A 15,798-nucleotide genomic window follows, 5' to 3' on the forward strand; every position below is an offset into this window, starting at 1 on the left:
GAAGCACCATCAGGCATCGTATCTAAGGAGTCTTGTTGTGTTAATTATTGAAACTCTGCCGCTGCTGCGCCAGCACATTCGTCGTCTGCGTCAGGAAGGCAAACGCGTCGCGCTGGTTCCGACAATGGGCAACCTGCACGACGGCCATATGAAGCTGGTTGATGAAGCAAAGGCTCAGGCTGATGTGGTGATCGTCAGTATTTTCGTTAATCCGATGCAGTTTGACCGTGTGGAAGACCTGGCGCGCTATCCGCGCACCCTGCAGGAAGATTGCGAAAAACTGAACAAGCGTAAAGTCGATGTCGTCTTTGCACCGTCAGAGAAAGAAATCTACCCGCAGGGCACGGAAGGTCATACCTATGTAGATGTTCCGGGACTGTCTACCATGCTGGAAGGCGCCAGCCGTCCGGGTCACTTCCGTGGTGTTTCCACTATCGTCAGCAAGCTGTTTAACCTGATCCAGCCAGATATCGCCTGCTTTGGTGAGAAAGATTTCCAGCAACTGGCGCTGATCCGCAAAATGGTTGCGGATATGGGTTATGACATTGAGATCGTCGGCGTACCGATTATTCGCGCCAAAGACGGCTTAGCCCTAAGCTCACGTAACGGCTATCTCACGACAGAGCAGCGTAAAGTCGCCCCTGGCTTGTACAAAGTGATGAGCCGCATTGGCGAAAAATTACAGGCTGGGGAACGCGATCTGGAAGAGATTATCGCCATTGCTGAGCACGAGCTGAATGAAAAAGGCTTCCGCGCCGACGACATTCAGATCCGCGACGCCGACACGCTGCTTGAACTGACTGAAAGCAGTAAACGCGCAGTGATTCTGGTTGCCGCCTGGCTGGGTCAGGCTCGTCTGATCGATAATCAAAGCGTTACATTAGCCCAGTAGACAGGGGTTAAAAATCAGGCAATACTGCCTGAAAATTCTCAAAGCAGGTCAGTAGCACCTGCTTAGCCAAGATAAACGACAGGGTATAGAAGTTATGATTCGCACCATGCTGCAAGGCAAGCTCCACCGTGTAAAAGTCACGCAGGCAGACCTGCACTATGAAGGCTCCTGCGCCATCGACCAGGATTTCCTTGATGCCTCCGGTATTCTGGAAAATGAAGCTATTGATATCTGGAACGTGACCAACGGAAAACGTTTCTCAACCTATGCGATTGCGGCTGAACGCGGCTCCAAAATCATCTCGGTGAACGGTGCGGCAGCGCATTGTGCTGAGGTTGGCGACATTGTGATTATCGCCAGCTTTGTCACTATGTCTGATGAAGAAGCCCGTACATGGCGCCCGAAAGTGGCTTACTTTGAAGGCGACAACGAAATGAAGCGTACCGCTAAAGCCATTCCGGTACAGGTTGCCTGATAGCCCTACCCCTGCGGCTGGTTGCTGATCAGCCGCGACATCGTTTCCAGTGAATCCGTTCTTAAAATATAGAGTCGTTTCAATAAGAACGGATTATCTCCCGGCTTAACCTTCCCTCTCACCGTGGTAACTGCCATGTGGAATCCCGCGTCGCCTGCCGCTTTTACCGCCGTGGCGTTATAACCGCCAAACGGATACGAAAGATACAGGACGTGAGGGTTAAACTGAGACAACGCCCGACGCGAGCGGGCAAAATCGAAAAGAATATTATGATAGCTGCGACTTAGCAGGATCGGCCGGCGATTCGCATCAACCCGATGTAAAAAATGGGTATGCGACTGGAAGTCGAACACGTCCCGGATCTCATTCAGTTCAGAGAGGCTCATAAACTGCAGCGATTTCGGATCCCACTTCTGCGGGTGGCGCTTGATACGTGAGGAGATAATAAACGCCGTGGCCTTCATGCCGTGCTGCTTCAAAATGGGGTAAGCATAACGACTCACCGACTTCAGACCATCATCAAAGGTCAGCACCACCGCCCGCGCCGGGAGGTTCATTTTATTCTGCACGTAGCCTTCCAGTTGATACATCGTCAACGTGGTGTAGCCGCGATCCTGAAGCCAGGCCATCTGGTTACTGAACGCACGCACTGAGGTCGTCGTGGAGGTGTGGCGAAAACGGGTATTCTCTTCATCACGCAGAATATGGTGGTAGGTCAACACGGGAATACCGTGGTCTTCCTGCGCATCCAGCGCACTGATATAGGCCAGCCTGCCACCAATGCGGATCTGAAACCAGGTCTGATTAAGTCGGTCTTTGAGCTTACTAATGATGGGATAACGCAGATTATCCGCCAACACGCCAAACGGGGCGCTACCGACATCCGGAGCGTTATAAACCGGCGTATCTTTCCAGGTTAGCAGTCTTTGGTTGCTGAGCGGCTTGTTGAGGTCGCCTAAACCATCTTCGACTTTCTGCCGCCCCTGGACGGGCTCCAGATGCCCCTTATCAATAAATCCAGTGCCAAAGCCAAAGGGAAATTCGTAATAATCTGCCGCAATGGGCTCAACGGCGAGGATCTGCCCGGCGCGAATATTCCCGACCGTCACCATCTTATTGCCAATCAGTGCCCACACGGCAGCCGCTTCGGTGGTTTGCATATAACGAGCAGGCAACGCCGCAGCAACGCTACCGGAGAACAGGAGTAACAGAACCAACAGAACGCGCATCACCATATGAGATAACCGAGGCGAGAAACCTCGGCTATTGTAGCAAAAGCGCCATCAATACCAATGATTAATACTCATACAAATCATGCTTCAACACGAAGGGGGGATTTTTTTGTTGCTGATGCCAGAGACTGGAGACTTCAGGCCCGCCAAGCGCAACGATGCAATCGCGAAACGCAGAACTGCTCATTGATTCCCGCGACGAAATCATTCGCTCAAGTAATGGATAGCTGATACCGGAAATGACTTCACACTGGGGATGTTTATGGCTCATTAACGAAGCCACGCGGTAAGGCGCAGCCCCGGCCATATCGGTCAGGAATATCACGCCCTCGCCTGAGTCTGTGGCATGCAGGGCATGGCACATCATGCGACTTAGCATGTTTGAGCTGAGACCTCGCCAAAAACTCACCGCCTGACACTGGACCAAAGGACCGTGCTTTTTTTCCAGACGATGCAGCATATCCTGTGCCTTATCGTCATGACAGGTAATTACCCAACCTAGCATCGCCTACCTCCTTAGCAGGCAAGTAGTTTATCAGGGTGATAAATATGTAAGGGTGATAAACATCAAAAGTTTCCTCTCCCGTTCGGGGAGAGGAAAAGGGGTTAGCTGCGCAGTCCGCGCCCGCGCTGAATCAGATACCAGCACAGCAAATAGAACGCAGCGATAAACACCACCAGCACGCCAAACGTGGTGACCAGAGGAACATCGTGAATACCCAGGAAACCGTAGCGGAAACCGCTAATCATGTAGACAATCGGGTTCAGATGCGACAGTCCCTGCCAGAACGGCGGCAGCAGCGTTAACGAATAGAAAACGCCACCCAGATAGGTCAGAGGCGTCAGCACGAAGGTTGGGATCAGACTGATATCGTCAAAGGTCTTGGCGAAGACTGCATTCAACAAACCGGCCAACGAAAACAGCACCGCCGTTAACGCCAGCGTCAGCGCCACGAAGACCCAGGAGTGCACCTGGAACGGCACGAAGAACAGTGAGATAGCCGTGACCAGGATCCCGACGCACAAGCCACGCGCCACGCCGCCGCCGACAAAACCGGCGATGATCACGTGCGTTGGCACCGGGGCGACCAGCAGCTCTTCAATATTACGTTGAAACTTGGCGCTGAAGAATGACGACGCCACGTTAGCGTACGAGTTGGTGATCACCGCCATCATAATCAGCCCCGGCACGATAAACTGCATGTAGCTAAAGCCATGCATTTCACCGATCCGTGAGCCGATCAAATTACCAAAGATAATAAAATAGAGCGTCATGGTGATGACGGGAGGCACCAGGGTTTGCACCCAGATACGCATAAAGCGGTGGATCTCTTTCGCCCAGATGCTTTTCAGCGCGACCCAGTAAAGCTGCATCATGCGCGATCTCCTTGTTTTTCATGAACCAGAGAAACAAACAGCTCTTCCAGCCGGTTCGCCTTGTTCCGCATACTCAATACCTGAATACCCTGAGCGCTCAGCTGCGAGAACACACTGTTCACCCCCTGCTCGCGCAGAACTTCAACTTCCAGCGTTGAGGTATCAACCAGACGGTATTGATAGCCCTCCAGCTTAGGTAGCGGACTTTTCGCCGCCAGATCGAGAATAAACGTCTCAGATTTGAGCTTGGAGAGCAGATTCTTCATCGAGGTATTTTCTACCAGCTCACCGTGCTGAATAATGCCGATATTACGGCACAGCATTTCCGCTTCTTCGAGGTAGTGGGTGGTAAGAATAATCGTCGTACCTTTATCGTTTAAATCCTTCAAAAAGCCCCACATTGAGCGGCGTAATTCAATATCAACACCGGCAGTAGGTTCATCGAGGATAAGCAACTTTGGCTCATGCATCAGCGCGCGAGCAATCATCAGGCGGCGCTTCATCCCGCCGGAAAGCATACGAGCACGCTCGTTGCGTTTTTCCCACAGGTCGAGCTGTTTTAGATAAATTTCACTGCGTTTAACCGCCTCTTTATGCTCAACGCCGTAATATCCCGCCTGATTCACCACGATCTGCTGCACGGTTTCAAACGGGTTAAAGTTGAACTCCTGTGGCACCAGCCCAAGCTGACGCTTGGCGTTAACCGTATCTTTATCAAGATCGAACCCGAAGACGCTCACCCGCCCGGAGGTTTTATTCACCAGCGAGCTGATAATACCGATGGTGGTGGACTTCCCCGCGCCATTGGGACCTAGCAACGCATAGAAATCACCCGCTTCGACTTGCAAATCTATGCCACGTAGCGCCTGAACGCCACCGGGATAGTTTTTTTTAAGTTGTTGAAGTTCCAGAGCAATGGTCATGGTTTTTTACTTACCTTACGTTCTGACATTTTATATATAGTTTAAATAATGCTGGAGTTACCCTATATTAGCCCATCGAATTTATCTGGCTTCGGGTTGTACAACTCCATGAAAGACATAGATACACTCATCAGCAACAATGCACTATGGTCAAAGATGCTGATAGAAGAGGATCCCGGATTTTTTGAAACGCTGACACACGCACAAAATCCGCGTTTTCTATGGATTGGATGTTCTGATAGCCGCGTTCCCGCTGAACGTTTAACCGGTCTTGAACCGGGTGAACTGTTTGTTCACCGTAATGTTGCTAATCTGGTTATTCACACCGACCTGAACTGTCTCTCAGTGGTTCAGTATGCGGTGGATGTGCTGGAAGTGGAACATATTATTATTTGTGGTCACTATGGTTGCGGTGGCGTCCAGGCGGCTATTGAAAATAAAGAACAGGGGCTGATTGATAACTGGTTGCTGCATATCCGCGATATCTGGTTTAAACACAGCTCACTGCTGGGCGAAATGCCGCAGGAACGTCGCATGGACACCCTGTGCGAACTGAATGTCATGGAGCAGGTCTATAACCTGGGCCATTCGACAATCATGCGTTCAGCCTGGAAACGCGGTCAGAAAGTGACGATTCACGGATGGGCTTACGGTATTCATGATGGTCTGCTGCGCGATCTGGACGTCACGGCTACCAGCCGCGAAACACTGGAACAACGCTACCGACAGGGGTTGTCGAACCTCAGCCAGAAACACAGTAACCATAAGTAAGGCGATATTGCCGGGTGGCGGTTACGCCTTACCCGGCCTACAAATCAGCGCCACAGGCCTGATAAGCGAAGCGCCATCAGGCGCTCCAGCCCATTACTCGTCCAGCAACACCACTTTGCCAACATACGGCAGATGGCGATAACGTTGTGCATAGTCAATGCCGTAGCCAACAACGAACTCATCTGGAATGGAGAAACCGATAAACTCGACCGGTACATTCACTTCACGGCGAGAAGGTTTATCCAACAACGTACAAATCGCCAGAGATTTAGGTTCACGCAGGCTCAGGATTTCACGCACTTTTGACAGCGTGTTGCCGGAGTCGATGATGTCTTCAACAATCAGCACGTCTTTGCCACGAATGTCTTCATCCAGGTCTTTGAGGATTTTAACATCACGCGTGGTGGACATTCCGCTGCCGTAGCTGGAGGCGGTCATGAAATCGACTTCGTGGGAGACATGCACTTCACGGCACAGGTCAGCCATAAACATAAATGAACCGCGTAACAGGCCTACCAGCACCATATCACTGCCGCTGTCCTTGTAACGCTCGTTAATCTGACGTCCCAGTTCGGCAATACGCGCTTTGATCTCCGCTTCCGGGATCATGACTTCTACAGTATGTTTCATAAAAGAAATAACTCACTGATTTTTATCAGTTAACACATCATGCAAATCGAAAGAAAGCGCTTACCTTGATACACCGCCGAAGAGACGGTGGCTCGCACTAACCACAAAACTTGCGACAGCATACAAACAATTCAGTGGGTGAAGTATACCAGCAAAGAGACCGCATTCCTCTGATAGTTACTCAGAGAACCTGCGCACGCATTTTAACGCGCTCTGAATACGCGAAAGCCGGGCAACGAACCCGGCTTTTAGCGTGAGCAAAATCGGACTTTTTCAGGTCAGAACGTTTCCCAATGTTGATCCTGGGTAGTAGAGACAACGCGCTCCTTGCGTGGAGCGTCCTGCGGTGGTTTTCGAGCCCCACTCACCGCCTTCTCGCGGGTAATACGAAATACCGCAACGGCCTGCCGCAACTGCTCGGCCTGTTGCTCCAGAGAGGCCGCCGCCGCCGCAGACTCCTCCACCAGCGCGGCGTTTTGCTGGGTAACGCTGTCCATCTGCGAAACCGCGAGGCTAACCTGTTCAATCCCCCGACTCTGCTCTTCAGAAGCAGACGCAATTTCGCCCATGATATCGGTCACACGGGTCACCGCCGCGACAATTTCTGCCATGGTTTTACCGGCATCCGAAACCTGCTGCGATCCCATGCCTACACAGTGGGTTGAATTATCAATCAGCGCTTTGATCTCTTTTGCTGCCTGGGCACTACGGCTTGCCAGAGTCCGGACTTCACCTGCCACAACCGCAAAACCGCGCCCCTGCTCTCCGGCTCTGGCCGCTTCTACCGCGGCGTTCAGCGCCAGAATGTTGGTCTGGAATGCAATACTGTCGATAACGTTCGTGATCTGCGCGATTTGCTGCGAACTGTCCGCTATTTCACTCATCGTATGAACAACGGTATCAACAACACGACCACCGCGAGCGGCAGTATCAGAGGCGTTTTTCGCCAATTGGGTTGCCTGTTTCGCATTGTCCGTATTCTGCTTCACTGTCGCAGTCAACTGCTCCATGCTGGCGGCAGTTTCCTCAAGCGAGGCCGCCTGCTGCTCGGTGCGCGAAGAAAGGTCGTTGTTGCCCGAGGATATTTCAGCGGCTCCGGTATGAATTGACTCCGAGCTATTGCGTACGGCAGTGACTGTCGAAATCAGCGACTGTTGCATCTCTTCCAACCCCATCGCCAGTCGGCCCATTTCGTTGCGACCTTCAACATTGAGCTTATGGGTTAAGTCTCCACCGGTAATGACGCGAATATGCTCCATAATCTGCGCCAGCGGTTTAAGCAGGATGTGTTGCAACCCGCTCCAGATCATGCCCAGAACGATCAGCACAACCAGAACGATGCCTCCCAGTGTCCACTGCATACGGGAAAAACTGAGCTGATTTTCCGCAGCAGCGTGCTGCAGCAGCGCATTATTCTCGTTTCGCCAGTGATCATAGCTCGCTTCCATCTCATCCTGCGCTTTTTGAGCATCAAGATCGCCATAAGCCTGATAGTTATTCGCTCGCAGATACTCAATCGATAATTTCATCACTTCGTGCATCTGGCGATACTGCTTTTCCATTTCACTGGCGATCTGCGGATCCTGCCCTGTAACCTGTGGTAATCCCTGATACTGGGCGAAATAGCCTTCGGCCTTCTTCATTGAATCACTGGCGGTATTGAGCAGCGTGTTGATCGCGGCCAACGAGGCGGGATCGCGCTGATTTTTTAAAAAGCGGATGGCGACGCGCGTCACCGTAACACGGGTTTTAATCAACGTATTGACGCTGTCACTCAGATTTTCTTGCTGAGCGTTGAGGGTGCCTGAGTTCTGGAAATTATGCCTGTCATTGTTTACCGCAGAATAAAACAGGCTTCCCGTAACGGCCTGCAGTAAACAGAAAATGGCGAGAACCAGCAGGATACCGGTAATAACACGAATATTTTTAATCACGTTTTTCATCCATTGAACTCACATTGGGTACATGATGATTATCGGCCCCAAAGGCGATTACTTTATGTTCAATGGCAGAATATGCAGGGGATGTGCCTTACCTGGCCGACAAGAAATATCCTGCAGGCCGGGCAAGCGCTGAGACGTCGTTGTTTAAACCGTAAAACCGAGCATCATGCCAGTGTCTTCGTGCTCCAGCAGATGGCAGTGCGCCATATAGGCATGTTCTTTCGGCGCATCGTGGTCAAACTTCACCAGTACCTCGCTGACGCCGCCCTCTACCCGCACAGTGTCTTTCCATCCCGTACGGTGTGCAGCAGGCGCTTTGCCATTTTCAGACAGAATGCGGAACTGCGTGCCGTGAATGTGGAACGGGTGCAGCATCATGTCGCCCTGGCCGGAAATCACCCAGCGTTCGTGCTGACCTTTCGCCGCGGCAAACATCGGTTTATTCATATCAAACGCCTGCCCGTTAATCCGGTTGGCATTATGGAAATCGAATGTGCCATCCTGCTTCATGTTGCCCATGCCGCCATGCTGCATATTCCCCATCTCACCATGGTTCATATTGCCATGATCCATGTTCCCGTGGCTCATATTGTCGTTATTCATATGGCCCATCATCTTCCCATGATCCATCCCTACCATGGCCTGCCCACCGTATTTCTTCATCAGCATTTGCATGCCCATCATGTCGAGCATCGGATCCATAGACAGCTGCAGTTTGCGTACCGTCAGCCCATCAAGCGACGGCAGCGCCGGCATAGATGTCAGCGTATCCGGCAGCGTGCCGGAGGCGGTAATCAGCAGCGGCTGAACGCGCATTACCGGGTGCGGCTTATCAAACGGCGCCACCTCCATGCCCATCTGACTGACAGGCAATGTGACCAGATCGAAAGCTTTACCGTCGCTCACATCCACCAGCACTTCGAAACGTTCGCCCATCAGCATAGGAAGCTCGGTCACTTTTACCGGCTCCGCCAACAAACCGCCATCGCTGGCAATGACATACAGCGGGCGATTATCGCTGGCCACGATATTCAGTGAGCGGGCATTACACCCATTAAGCAAACGCAGGCGCAGCCAGCCGCGCGGCGCCGCATGCTGAGGAAAAATCGCCCCATTGGTTAGCAGCGTATCGCCAAACCAACCGACGGCGGCGGTCATCATATCTAACTGATAATTAATTTGTCCGTCAGCGGAAAACTGTTTGTCCTGAATAATCACCGGCACATCGTCGATACCCCACTGCTTAGGCAGCAGTAGCTTGCGAATCTCTTCATCTTCAATCAGCACCAGCCCGGCCAGGCCCATCGCAACCTGACGTCCGGTTTTCCCGTGTTGATGCGGATGGAACCAACAGGTTGCTGCCCTTTGCGCAGGAGTAAAGGCCACTGAGCGCTTCCCGCCCGCCGGAATAACACCTTGCGGCCCGCCATCGACTTCCCCAGGGATTTCCAGCCCATGCCAGTGCAGCGTCGTCTCTTCGGCCAGCTGATTATGGATATCCACGCTCACCGCCTGACCTTTATTCAGTTTGACCGCCGGTCCGAGCAGATTGCCGTTATATCCCCAGGTGGTGGCAGTTTTCCCCGCAAACGTCGACTGCCCGGCTTTCACAATCAGCTGTATGCGATTCGAAGCATCCGCAGTTAACAGGTCTGGAATGGGTAACGCAGGACGGTCAGCGGCAAATACGGTGCGGCTCCACAAAGGTAATGCTGAGGCGACACCCAGCGCCACGGAGTACTTTAAAAAGTCACGACGTTGCATATTCATTTCCTTATATTCAGCAGCTTAAGCAGGCTATCTTTTAAGCATAAGCCTTCCCCTTACGGGAAGGTCAAGTGAACGGCTGATAATAAAGGTCGTCGCTTCGCTCGCAGTATGCTAACGTTTAATTTCCGTGATGCAGTGGTAGAACCAATGAAGACGTTTTTCAGAACAGTTTTGTTCGGCAGCCTGATGGCCGTATGTGCAAACAGCTACGCGCTGAGTGAATCCGAAGCCGAAGATATGGCCGATTTAACGGCAGTTTTTGTTTTTCTGAAAAATGACTGTGGCTACCAGAATTTGCCCAACGGGCAGATCCGTCGCGCACTGGTCTTTTTTGCCCAGCAAAACCAGTGGGATCTCAGTAATTACGATACCTTCGATATGAAAGCACTCGGTGAAGACAGCTATCGCGATTTGAGCGGCATTGGCATTCCGGTCGCGAAAAAATGCAAAGCGCTGGCGCGCGACTCCTTAAGCCTGTTGGCTTACGTCAAATAAGGCACCGTGCCCGATGGCGCTACGCTTATCGGGCCTACGAACTGGGAATGACATCATTGTACCTGGCCGGGTAAACGCAGCGCCCCCGGCAGAGGTGGGTGCGAATTAACGTTGTTGCACAAATTCACGATAAGCCACCACAACCTGAAGAAAATCCTCTACGCCGCAAAGTGAAAAGCTCTCTTCGTCGTAGTAATTCATTCCTTCTTCCATTTCATCGCCCGTGAACTCCAGTTGATTGGCGCGAACCATCACCTCTTCGCCATCCAGCCAGAGCGTGTATTCATGCCCCGCTCGCTGCCAGGAACGTTCACTGCCTTTTACCGCACGCGCCGCCTGTTCCACTTCATCGAGCAAGGCCAGGTTATCTTTCACTTCTTCATTAAACCAGTGCCCCACGACTTCATGGCCCATGGACATACGCACTAAAACCCGCCCGGTAACATCGCGCAGAAATTCGTAATCCATAATGTCTTCCTCTGCTCCCGGCAATGCGCCAATACCGCATTGCACCTTGCTGTAATTATCGCAGCAGCGCGGCAGAAAAAAAGTGTAGCGGGTATAAGGAATGGAAATAAAAATGCCCGGAGAAGTCAGCTTCTTCGGGCATTGATGCGTTTTTACGCTAAATGTGGTCGCGAATTAAACCGCAGTCTGGAAAATCACGCTGTCTGCTTTCTCGGTGTACTGAGAGAGCTGGTCAAAGTTCAGATACCGGTAAGTATCCACGGCCGTTTTATCTACCTGCGCCACATAGGTCTGATACTCTTCCGCCGTCGGCAGTTTACCGATCAGCGCAGCAACCGCCGCCAGCTCTGCAGAAGCCAGGTAGACGTTCGCTCCCGTGCCTAAACGGTTCGGGAAGTTACGGGTCGAGGTAGAAACGACTGTCGCACCGTCTGCCACACGCGCCTGGTTACCCATGCACAGTGAACAGCCCGGGATCTCGATACGCGCCCCGCTCTTACCAAAGACGCTGTAATAGCCTTCTTCGGTGAGCTGTGCCGCATCCATACGCGTTGGTGGGGCAACCCACAGACGCGTCGGCAACTGGCCTTTGTGCGCATCCAGCAGTTTACCCGCGGCACGGAAGTGACCAATGTTGGTCATGCAGGAACCGATGAACACTTCGTCGATCTTCTCGCCCTGCACGTCAGACAGCAGACGCGCGTCGTCCGGATCGTTCGGCGCACACAGGATCGGCTCTTTGATATCCGCCAGATCGATGTCGATCACTGCCGCGTATTCGGCGTCAGCATCGGCTTCCAGCAGTTGCGGGTCTGCCAGCCATTTTTCCATACCCTGAATGCGACGCTCCAGCGTACGGCGATCGCCGTAACCTTCAGCGATCATCCATTTCAGCAGAACGATGTTAGAGCTGAGGTACTCAACGATCGGCTCTTTGTTCAGCTTGATGGTACAACCGGCAGCGGAACGTTCAGCGGAGGCATCGGTCAGTTCGAATGCTTGCTCAACTTTCAGATCCGGCAGACCTTCAATTTCCAGAATGCGGCCAGAGAAGATGTTTTTCTTACCTTTCTTCTCAACGGTCAGCAGACCTTGTTTGATCGCATACAGCGGGATGGCATGAACCAGGTCACGCAGGGTGATACCTGGCTGCATTTTGCCTTTGAAACGCACCAGAACAGATTCCGGCATATCCAGCGGCATCACGCCGGTCGCAGCCGCAAACGCCACCAGACCAGAACCCGCCGGGAAAGAGATACCGATCGGGAAACGAGTATGGGAGTCACCCCCCGTACCTACGGTATCCGGCAGCAGCATACGGTTCAGCCAGGAGTGGATTACGCCATCGCCCGGACGCAGCGACACGCCGCCACGGTTCATGATGAAGTCAGGCAGGGTATGGTGGGTAGTCACGTCAACGGGTTTCGGATACGCAGCGGTATGACAGAACGACTGCATCACCAGGTCAGAAGAGAAGCCCAGGCACGCCAGGTCTTTCAGTTCATCGCGGGTCATTGGGCCAGTGGTGTCCTGAGAGCCGACGGAAGTCATCTTCGGTTCGCAGTAGGCCCCCGGACGGACGCCGGTTACGCCACAGGCGCGGCCAACCATTTTCTGTGCCAGAGAGAAGCCACGGCTGCTTTCCGCTACATCTTTCGCCTGACGGAATACATCACTGTGCGGCAGACCCAGCGCTTCACGCGCTTTGGTGGTCAGGCCACGACCGATAATCAGCGGAATACGGCCACCGGCGCGTACTTCGTCAACCAGCACATCGGTTTTCAGTTCGAAGGTAGCCAGCAGTTCGTTGGTTTCGTGGTTACGCACTTCGCCTTTGAACGGGTAAACGTCAATCACGTCGCCCATGTTCAGGTTGCTTACGTCCACTTCAATTGGCAGCGCGCCCGCATCTTCCATAGTGTTGAAGAAAATGGGTGCAATTTTGCCGCCCAGACACAAACCACCGCCGCGCTTGTTCGGTACATGAGGGATATCATCACCCATAAACCACAGCACGGAGTTGGTCGCAGATTTACGCGAAGATCCGGTACCAACAACGTCACCCACGTAGGCCAGCGGGTAACCTTTTTTCTGTAATGCTTCGATCTGTTTGATCGGGCCAACGACACCCGGCTGATCCGGCTCGATACCTTCACGGGCGTTTTTCAGCATCGCCAGGGCGTGCAGCGGAATATCAGGGCGAGACCACGCGTCCGGAGCCGGAGACAGGTCATCAGTGTTGGTTTCACCCGTCACTTTGAAGACGGTAACGGAGATTTTTTCAGCCAGAGCAGGACGGTTGAGGAACCATTCAGCATCAGCCCAGGACTGCATCACCTGCTTAGCATATTCATTGCCCGCTTTGGCTTTTTCTTCTACATCGTAGAAGTTATCAAACATCAGCAGCGTTGAAGAGAGCGCTTTAGCGGCAATCGGCGCCAGTTTTGCATCGTCCAGCGCATCAATCAGCGGATGAATGTTATAACCGCCCTGCATGGTACCCAGCAGTTCGATGGCTTTTTCTGGCGTGATCAGCGGAGAGGTAGTGTCACCTTTAGCGACAGCGGCGAGAAAACCGGCTTTAACGTAAGCGGCTTCATCTACACCAGGGGGAACGCGGTTAATCAACAGGTCTAACAGGAATTCTTCTTCGCCCACAGGCGGGGTCTTCAGCAGCTCGACAAGTGCAGCCATTTGGGTTGCGTCTAAGGGTTTCGGCACAATCCCCTGGGCAGCACGCTCAGCTACGTGCTTACGGTATTCTTCTAGCACGACGATATCTCCTCGCTCTCATTGTCATAATGCGGCGCTTTTGTAGATGGGCGATTCTCTTCACGCTCCTGTGAGACAGCAGTTAGTAGGGTAAATGCCCGGTACCGCAAAAGGCACAATAACAGGATTTTCGTTGGGTGTTAATCTGTTTACAAAAAAGCAACATAAAAAATTGGCTGAATCGTTAAGGATGGTCTAATGCCCTTCGCAATGGCAGAAGGGGAATGATAATTTCGCCCGCAATGTTTAGTCACATTATTTAGCTCCCTGGTAATAAACTTGCGTTAACGATCCCAAGATTCGTCAAAAATTAAACTATTGCCTCTTTATACTCACGGAACACTGCACCCACTGGCGGCAGGCATAATGACTATGACGATTCTTAATGAGTCGGGAGAGATAAAATGACGTTGCCCTTTAAGCCCCATATCATTGCTCTGGCGTGCAGTGCAGGGTTATTTTTCGGTGCGGGCGTGCTGTTTGTAAACAGCCGCACACCAGAAGCCCCCTCTCAGCCGGCCCCGGCAGCAGCGCCTCAACCACCCGTTGCGGCGGCTCCCGCAGTAGCCCCGGTTGCGCCAACAACGTATACCACTGCTCAACTCGATCAGTGGGTTGCCCCTGTTGCGCTCTACCCTGACCCGTTACTGTCTCAGGTGCTGATGGCCTCAACGTATCCATCGAACGTGGTGCAGGCGGTTCAGTGGTCTCGTGATAATCCGACACTGCAAGGTGACGCCGCCATTCAGGCAGTGTCCGGCCAGTCATGGGACCCCAGCGTGAAGTCGCTGGTGGCATTTCCGCAACTGATGGCCCTGATGGGCGAAAATCCTGACTGGGTACAAAACCTGGGGAATGCGTTTCTGGCACAGCCACAGGACGTGATGGATGCCGTACAGCGCCTGCGTTTGCTGGCTCAGCAAACAGGTTCGCTAAAATCCACACCGCAGCAAACGGTCACGAACACCCAGAAAACAACCGTGGTTCAGACGCCGTCATCATCAACGACGAAAGTGACCAGCAGCGCGCCCACCTCGACGGTTATCAAAATTGAGCCGACCGATCCACAGGTGGTATATGTGCCGAACTACAATCCAACCGTTGTTTACGGCAGTTGGCCTAATACCGCCTACCCCCCTGTCTATCTGCCGCCCCCTCCGGGCGAGCAGTTTGCCGATAGCTTCGTCAAAGGCTTCGGCTATAGCCTGGGCGTTGCGACAACCTATGCGTTGTTCAGTAACATCGACTGGGATGACGACGACCATCACCATGATGATGACTATCATGACCATGACGGCCCTCACGGCGGTAATGGCTACCAGCACAACGGAGATAACATCAATATTGATGTTAACAATTTCAACCATATCTCCGGACAAAATCTGAAAGGACAAAACATTGCCTGGCAGCACAACCCTGCGTACCGTAACGGCGTGCCTTACCAGAACGACGCGGTCGCACAACGTTTTCATCAGACCAACGTTAGCGGGGGATTAAGCGCCACTCAACATACACCGACCACCACTGCCACACGAAACAGCCAGCGTCAGGCCGCAATGACGCAGTTCCAACAGCGTAGCCAGACCTCCCCGGCAAACCTGTCGGGTCAGACATCGCGGGATGCTCAACGCAAAGCCGCCTCTTCACAGCTAAATCAAATTGCCCAGCGCAACAACTATCGTGGCTATGACGAAACACCAAACAACAGCCGTCGTGAAGCAGCACAGAAGACGCTGAATAAATCCACTACGCAACAGCAGCACCGCTCTGAACTGAAGTCAAAAGCTCAGCAGCATCCGGTTTCACAGCAGCAAAGGGAAACCGCTCGCCAGCGCGTTGAATCATCCAACTCGCAACAACGTCTGGTCTCCCGTCAGAATACGCCTTCAAACGTCTTCAGCGGGAATGACAGTCGCTCACCGTCGTGGCAGTCCCAGCAACTGCGTGGGCAGGAAAGCCGTCGCGCGGGCAACCTCAACAGCGGACAGCGCGCTGCGGCACGTGAAAATTTTTCTGAACACCACGAATTTCGCCGTCGTTAACCGGAGCC

Annotated in this window: 14 protein-coding genes; 5 read left to right on the forward strand and 9 right to left on the reverse strand. The window is 52.8% G+C overall.

What is annotated here, in order from left to right; translation table 11 throughout:
- Positions 1-37: 37 nt before the first annotated feature.
- Both panC and panD read left to right on the forward strand, forming a co-directional pair.
- Entirely contained in the window at positions 38-892 is an 855-nt protein-coding gene (gene panC, locus OGX91_RS14105; protein ID WP_005124706.1) for a pantoate--beta-alanine ligase, read from the forward strand.
- A gap of 94 nt (positions 893-986) precedes the next feature.
- Entirely contained in the window at positions 987-1,367 is a 381-nt protein-coding gene (panD, locus tag OGX91_RS14110; protein ID WP_023178331.1) for an aspartate 1-decarboxylase, read from the forward strand.
- Positions 1,368-1,372: 5 nt separating this feature from the next.
- Here the strand turns inward: panD and OGX91_RS14115 are convergent, their stop codons facing one another.
- From OGX91_RS14115 to OGX91_RS14130, 4 genes are all read right to left on the reverse strand, one after another.
- A complete protein-coding gene (locus tag OGX91_RS14115) occupies positions 1,373-2,602 on the reverse strand; it encodes a polysaccharide deacetylase family protein (RefSeq protein ID WP_149691220.1) in 1,230 nt (409 codons plus the stop codon).
- Between the two features lie 61 nt (positions 2,603-2,663).
- Entirely contained in the window at positions 2,664-3,104 is a 441-nt protein-coding gene (locus OGX91_RS14120) for a PTS sugar transporter subunit IIA (RefSeq protein WP_005124701.1), read from the reverse strand.
- Between the two features lie 101 nt (positions 3,105-3,205).
- Positions 3,206-3,976 (reverse strand): ABC transporter permease, encoded by a 771-nt coding sequence (locus OGX91_RS14125; RefSeq protein ID WP_005124698.1) that lies wholly within the window; start codon positions 3,974-3,976, stop codon positions 3,206-3,208.
- Positions 3,973-4,899, reverse strand: a complete 927-nt coding sequence (locus OGX91_RS14130) for an ABC transporter ATP-binding protein (protein WP_188232466.1) — start codon at positions 4,897-4,899, stop codon at positions 3,973-3,975. Before OGX91_RS14130 ends, OGX91_RS14125 begins: the two co-directional genes overlap by 4 nt.
- 108 nt (positions 4,900-5,007) lie before the next feature.
- Between OGX91_RS14130 and can the strand changes: the two genes are divergently transcribed.
- Entirely contained in the window at positions 5,008-5,670 is a 663-nt protein-coding gene (gene can, locus OGX91_RS14135; protein ID WP_008786227.1) for a carbonate dehydratase, read from the forward strand.
- Positions 5,671-5,763: 93 nt separating this feature from the next.
- Here can and hpt read toward each other — a convergent pair whose 3' ends face one another.
- The 3 genes from hpt to cueO form a co-directional block, all read right to left on the reverse strand.
- Positions 5,764-6,300 carry a hypoxanthine phosphoribosyltransferase gene (hpt, locus tag OGX91_RS14140; protein ID WP_003018658.1) on the reverse strand — a complete coding sequence of 179 codons (537 nt, stop codon included), beginning with the start codon at positions 6,298-6,300 and terminating at the stop codon, positions 5,764-5,766.
- Positions 6,301-6,578: 278 nt separating this feature from the next.
- Entirely contained in the window at positions 6,579-8,234 is a 1,656-nt protein-coding gene (gene tcp / locus OGX91_RS14145; RefSeq protein ID WP_040230043.1) for a methyl-accepting chemotaxis citrate transducer, read from the reverse strand.
- A gap of 153 nt (positions 8,235-8,387) precedes the next feature.
- Positions 8,388-10,007, reverse strand: a complete 1,620-nt coding sequence (gene cueO / locus OGX91_RS14150; protein ID WP_005124690.1) for a multicopper oxidase CueO — start codon at positions 10,005-10,007, stop codon at positions 8,388-8,390.
- Positions 10,008-10,160: 153 nt separating this feature from the next.
- On the opposite strand from cueO, the gene OGX91_RS14155 reads away from it, so the two are divergent.
- The gene (locus tag OGX91_RS14155; protein WP_001295568.1) at positions 10,161-10,508 is read left to right on the forward strand and encodes a YacC family pilotin-like protein; all 348 of its coding nucleotides are present in this window, start codon (positions 10,161-10,163) and stop codon (positions 10,506-10,508) included.
- Positions 10,509-10,613: 105 nt separating this feature from the next.
- Here OGX91_RS14155 and yacL read toward each other — a convergent pair whose 3' ends face one another.
- A complete protein-coding gene (gene yacL / locus OGX91_RS14160; RefSeq protein WP_005124687.1) occupies positions 10,614-10,976 on the reverse strand; it encodes a protein YacL in 363 nt (120 codons plus the stop codon).
- Positions 10,977-11,150: 174 nt separating this feature from the next.
- Positions 11,151-13,748: a bifunctional aconitate hydratase 2/2-methylisocitrate dehydratase gene (gene acnB / locus OGX91_RS14165; protein ID WP_182291001.1), complete on the reverse strand. Its 2,598-nt coding sequence runs from the start codon at positions 13,746-13,748 to the stop codon at positions 11,151-11,153.
- 404 nt (positions 13,749-14,152) lie between these two features.
- Between acnB and OGX91_RS14170 the strand changes: the two genes are divergently transcribed.
- A complete protein-coding gene (locus OGX91_RS14170) occupies positions 14,153-15,790 on the forward strand; it encodes a DUF3300 domain-containing protein (RefSeq protein WP_005124682.1) in 1,638 nt (545 codons plus the stop codon).
- Positions 15,791-15,798 lie beyond the last annotated feature (8 nt).

The organism is Citrobacter sp. Cpa228 (assembly GCF_030333085.1).
GTDB classification, from domain to species: Bacteria; Pseudomonadota; Gammaproteobacteria; order Enterobacterales; family Enterobacteriaceae; genus Citrobacter; species Citrobacter pasteurii.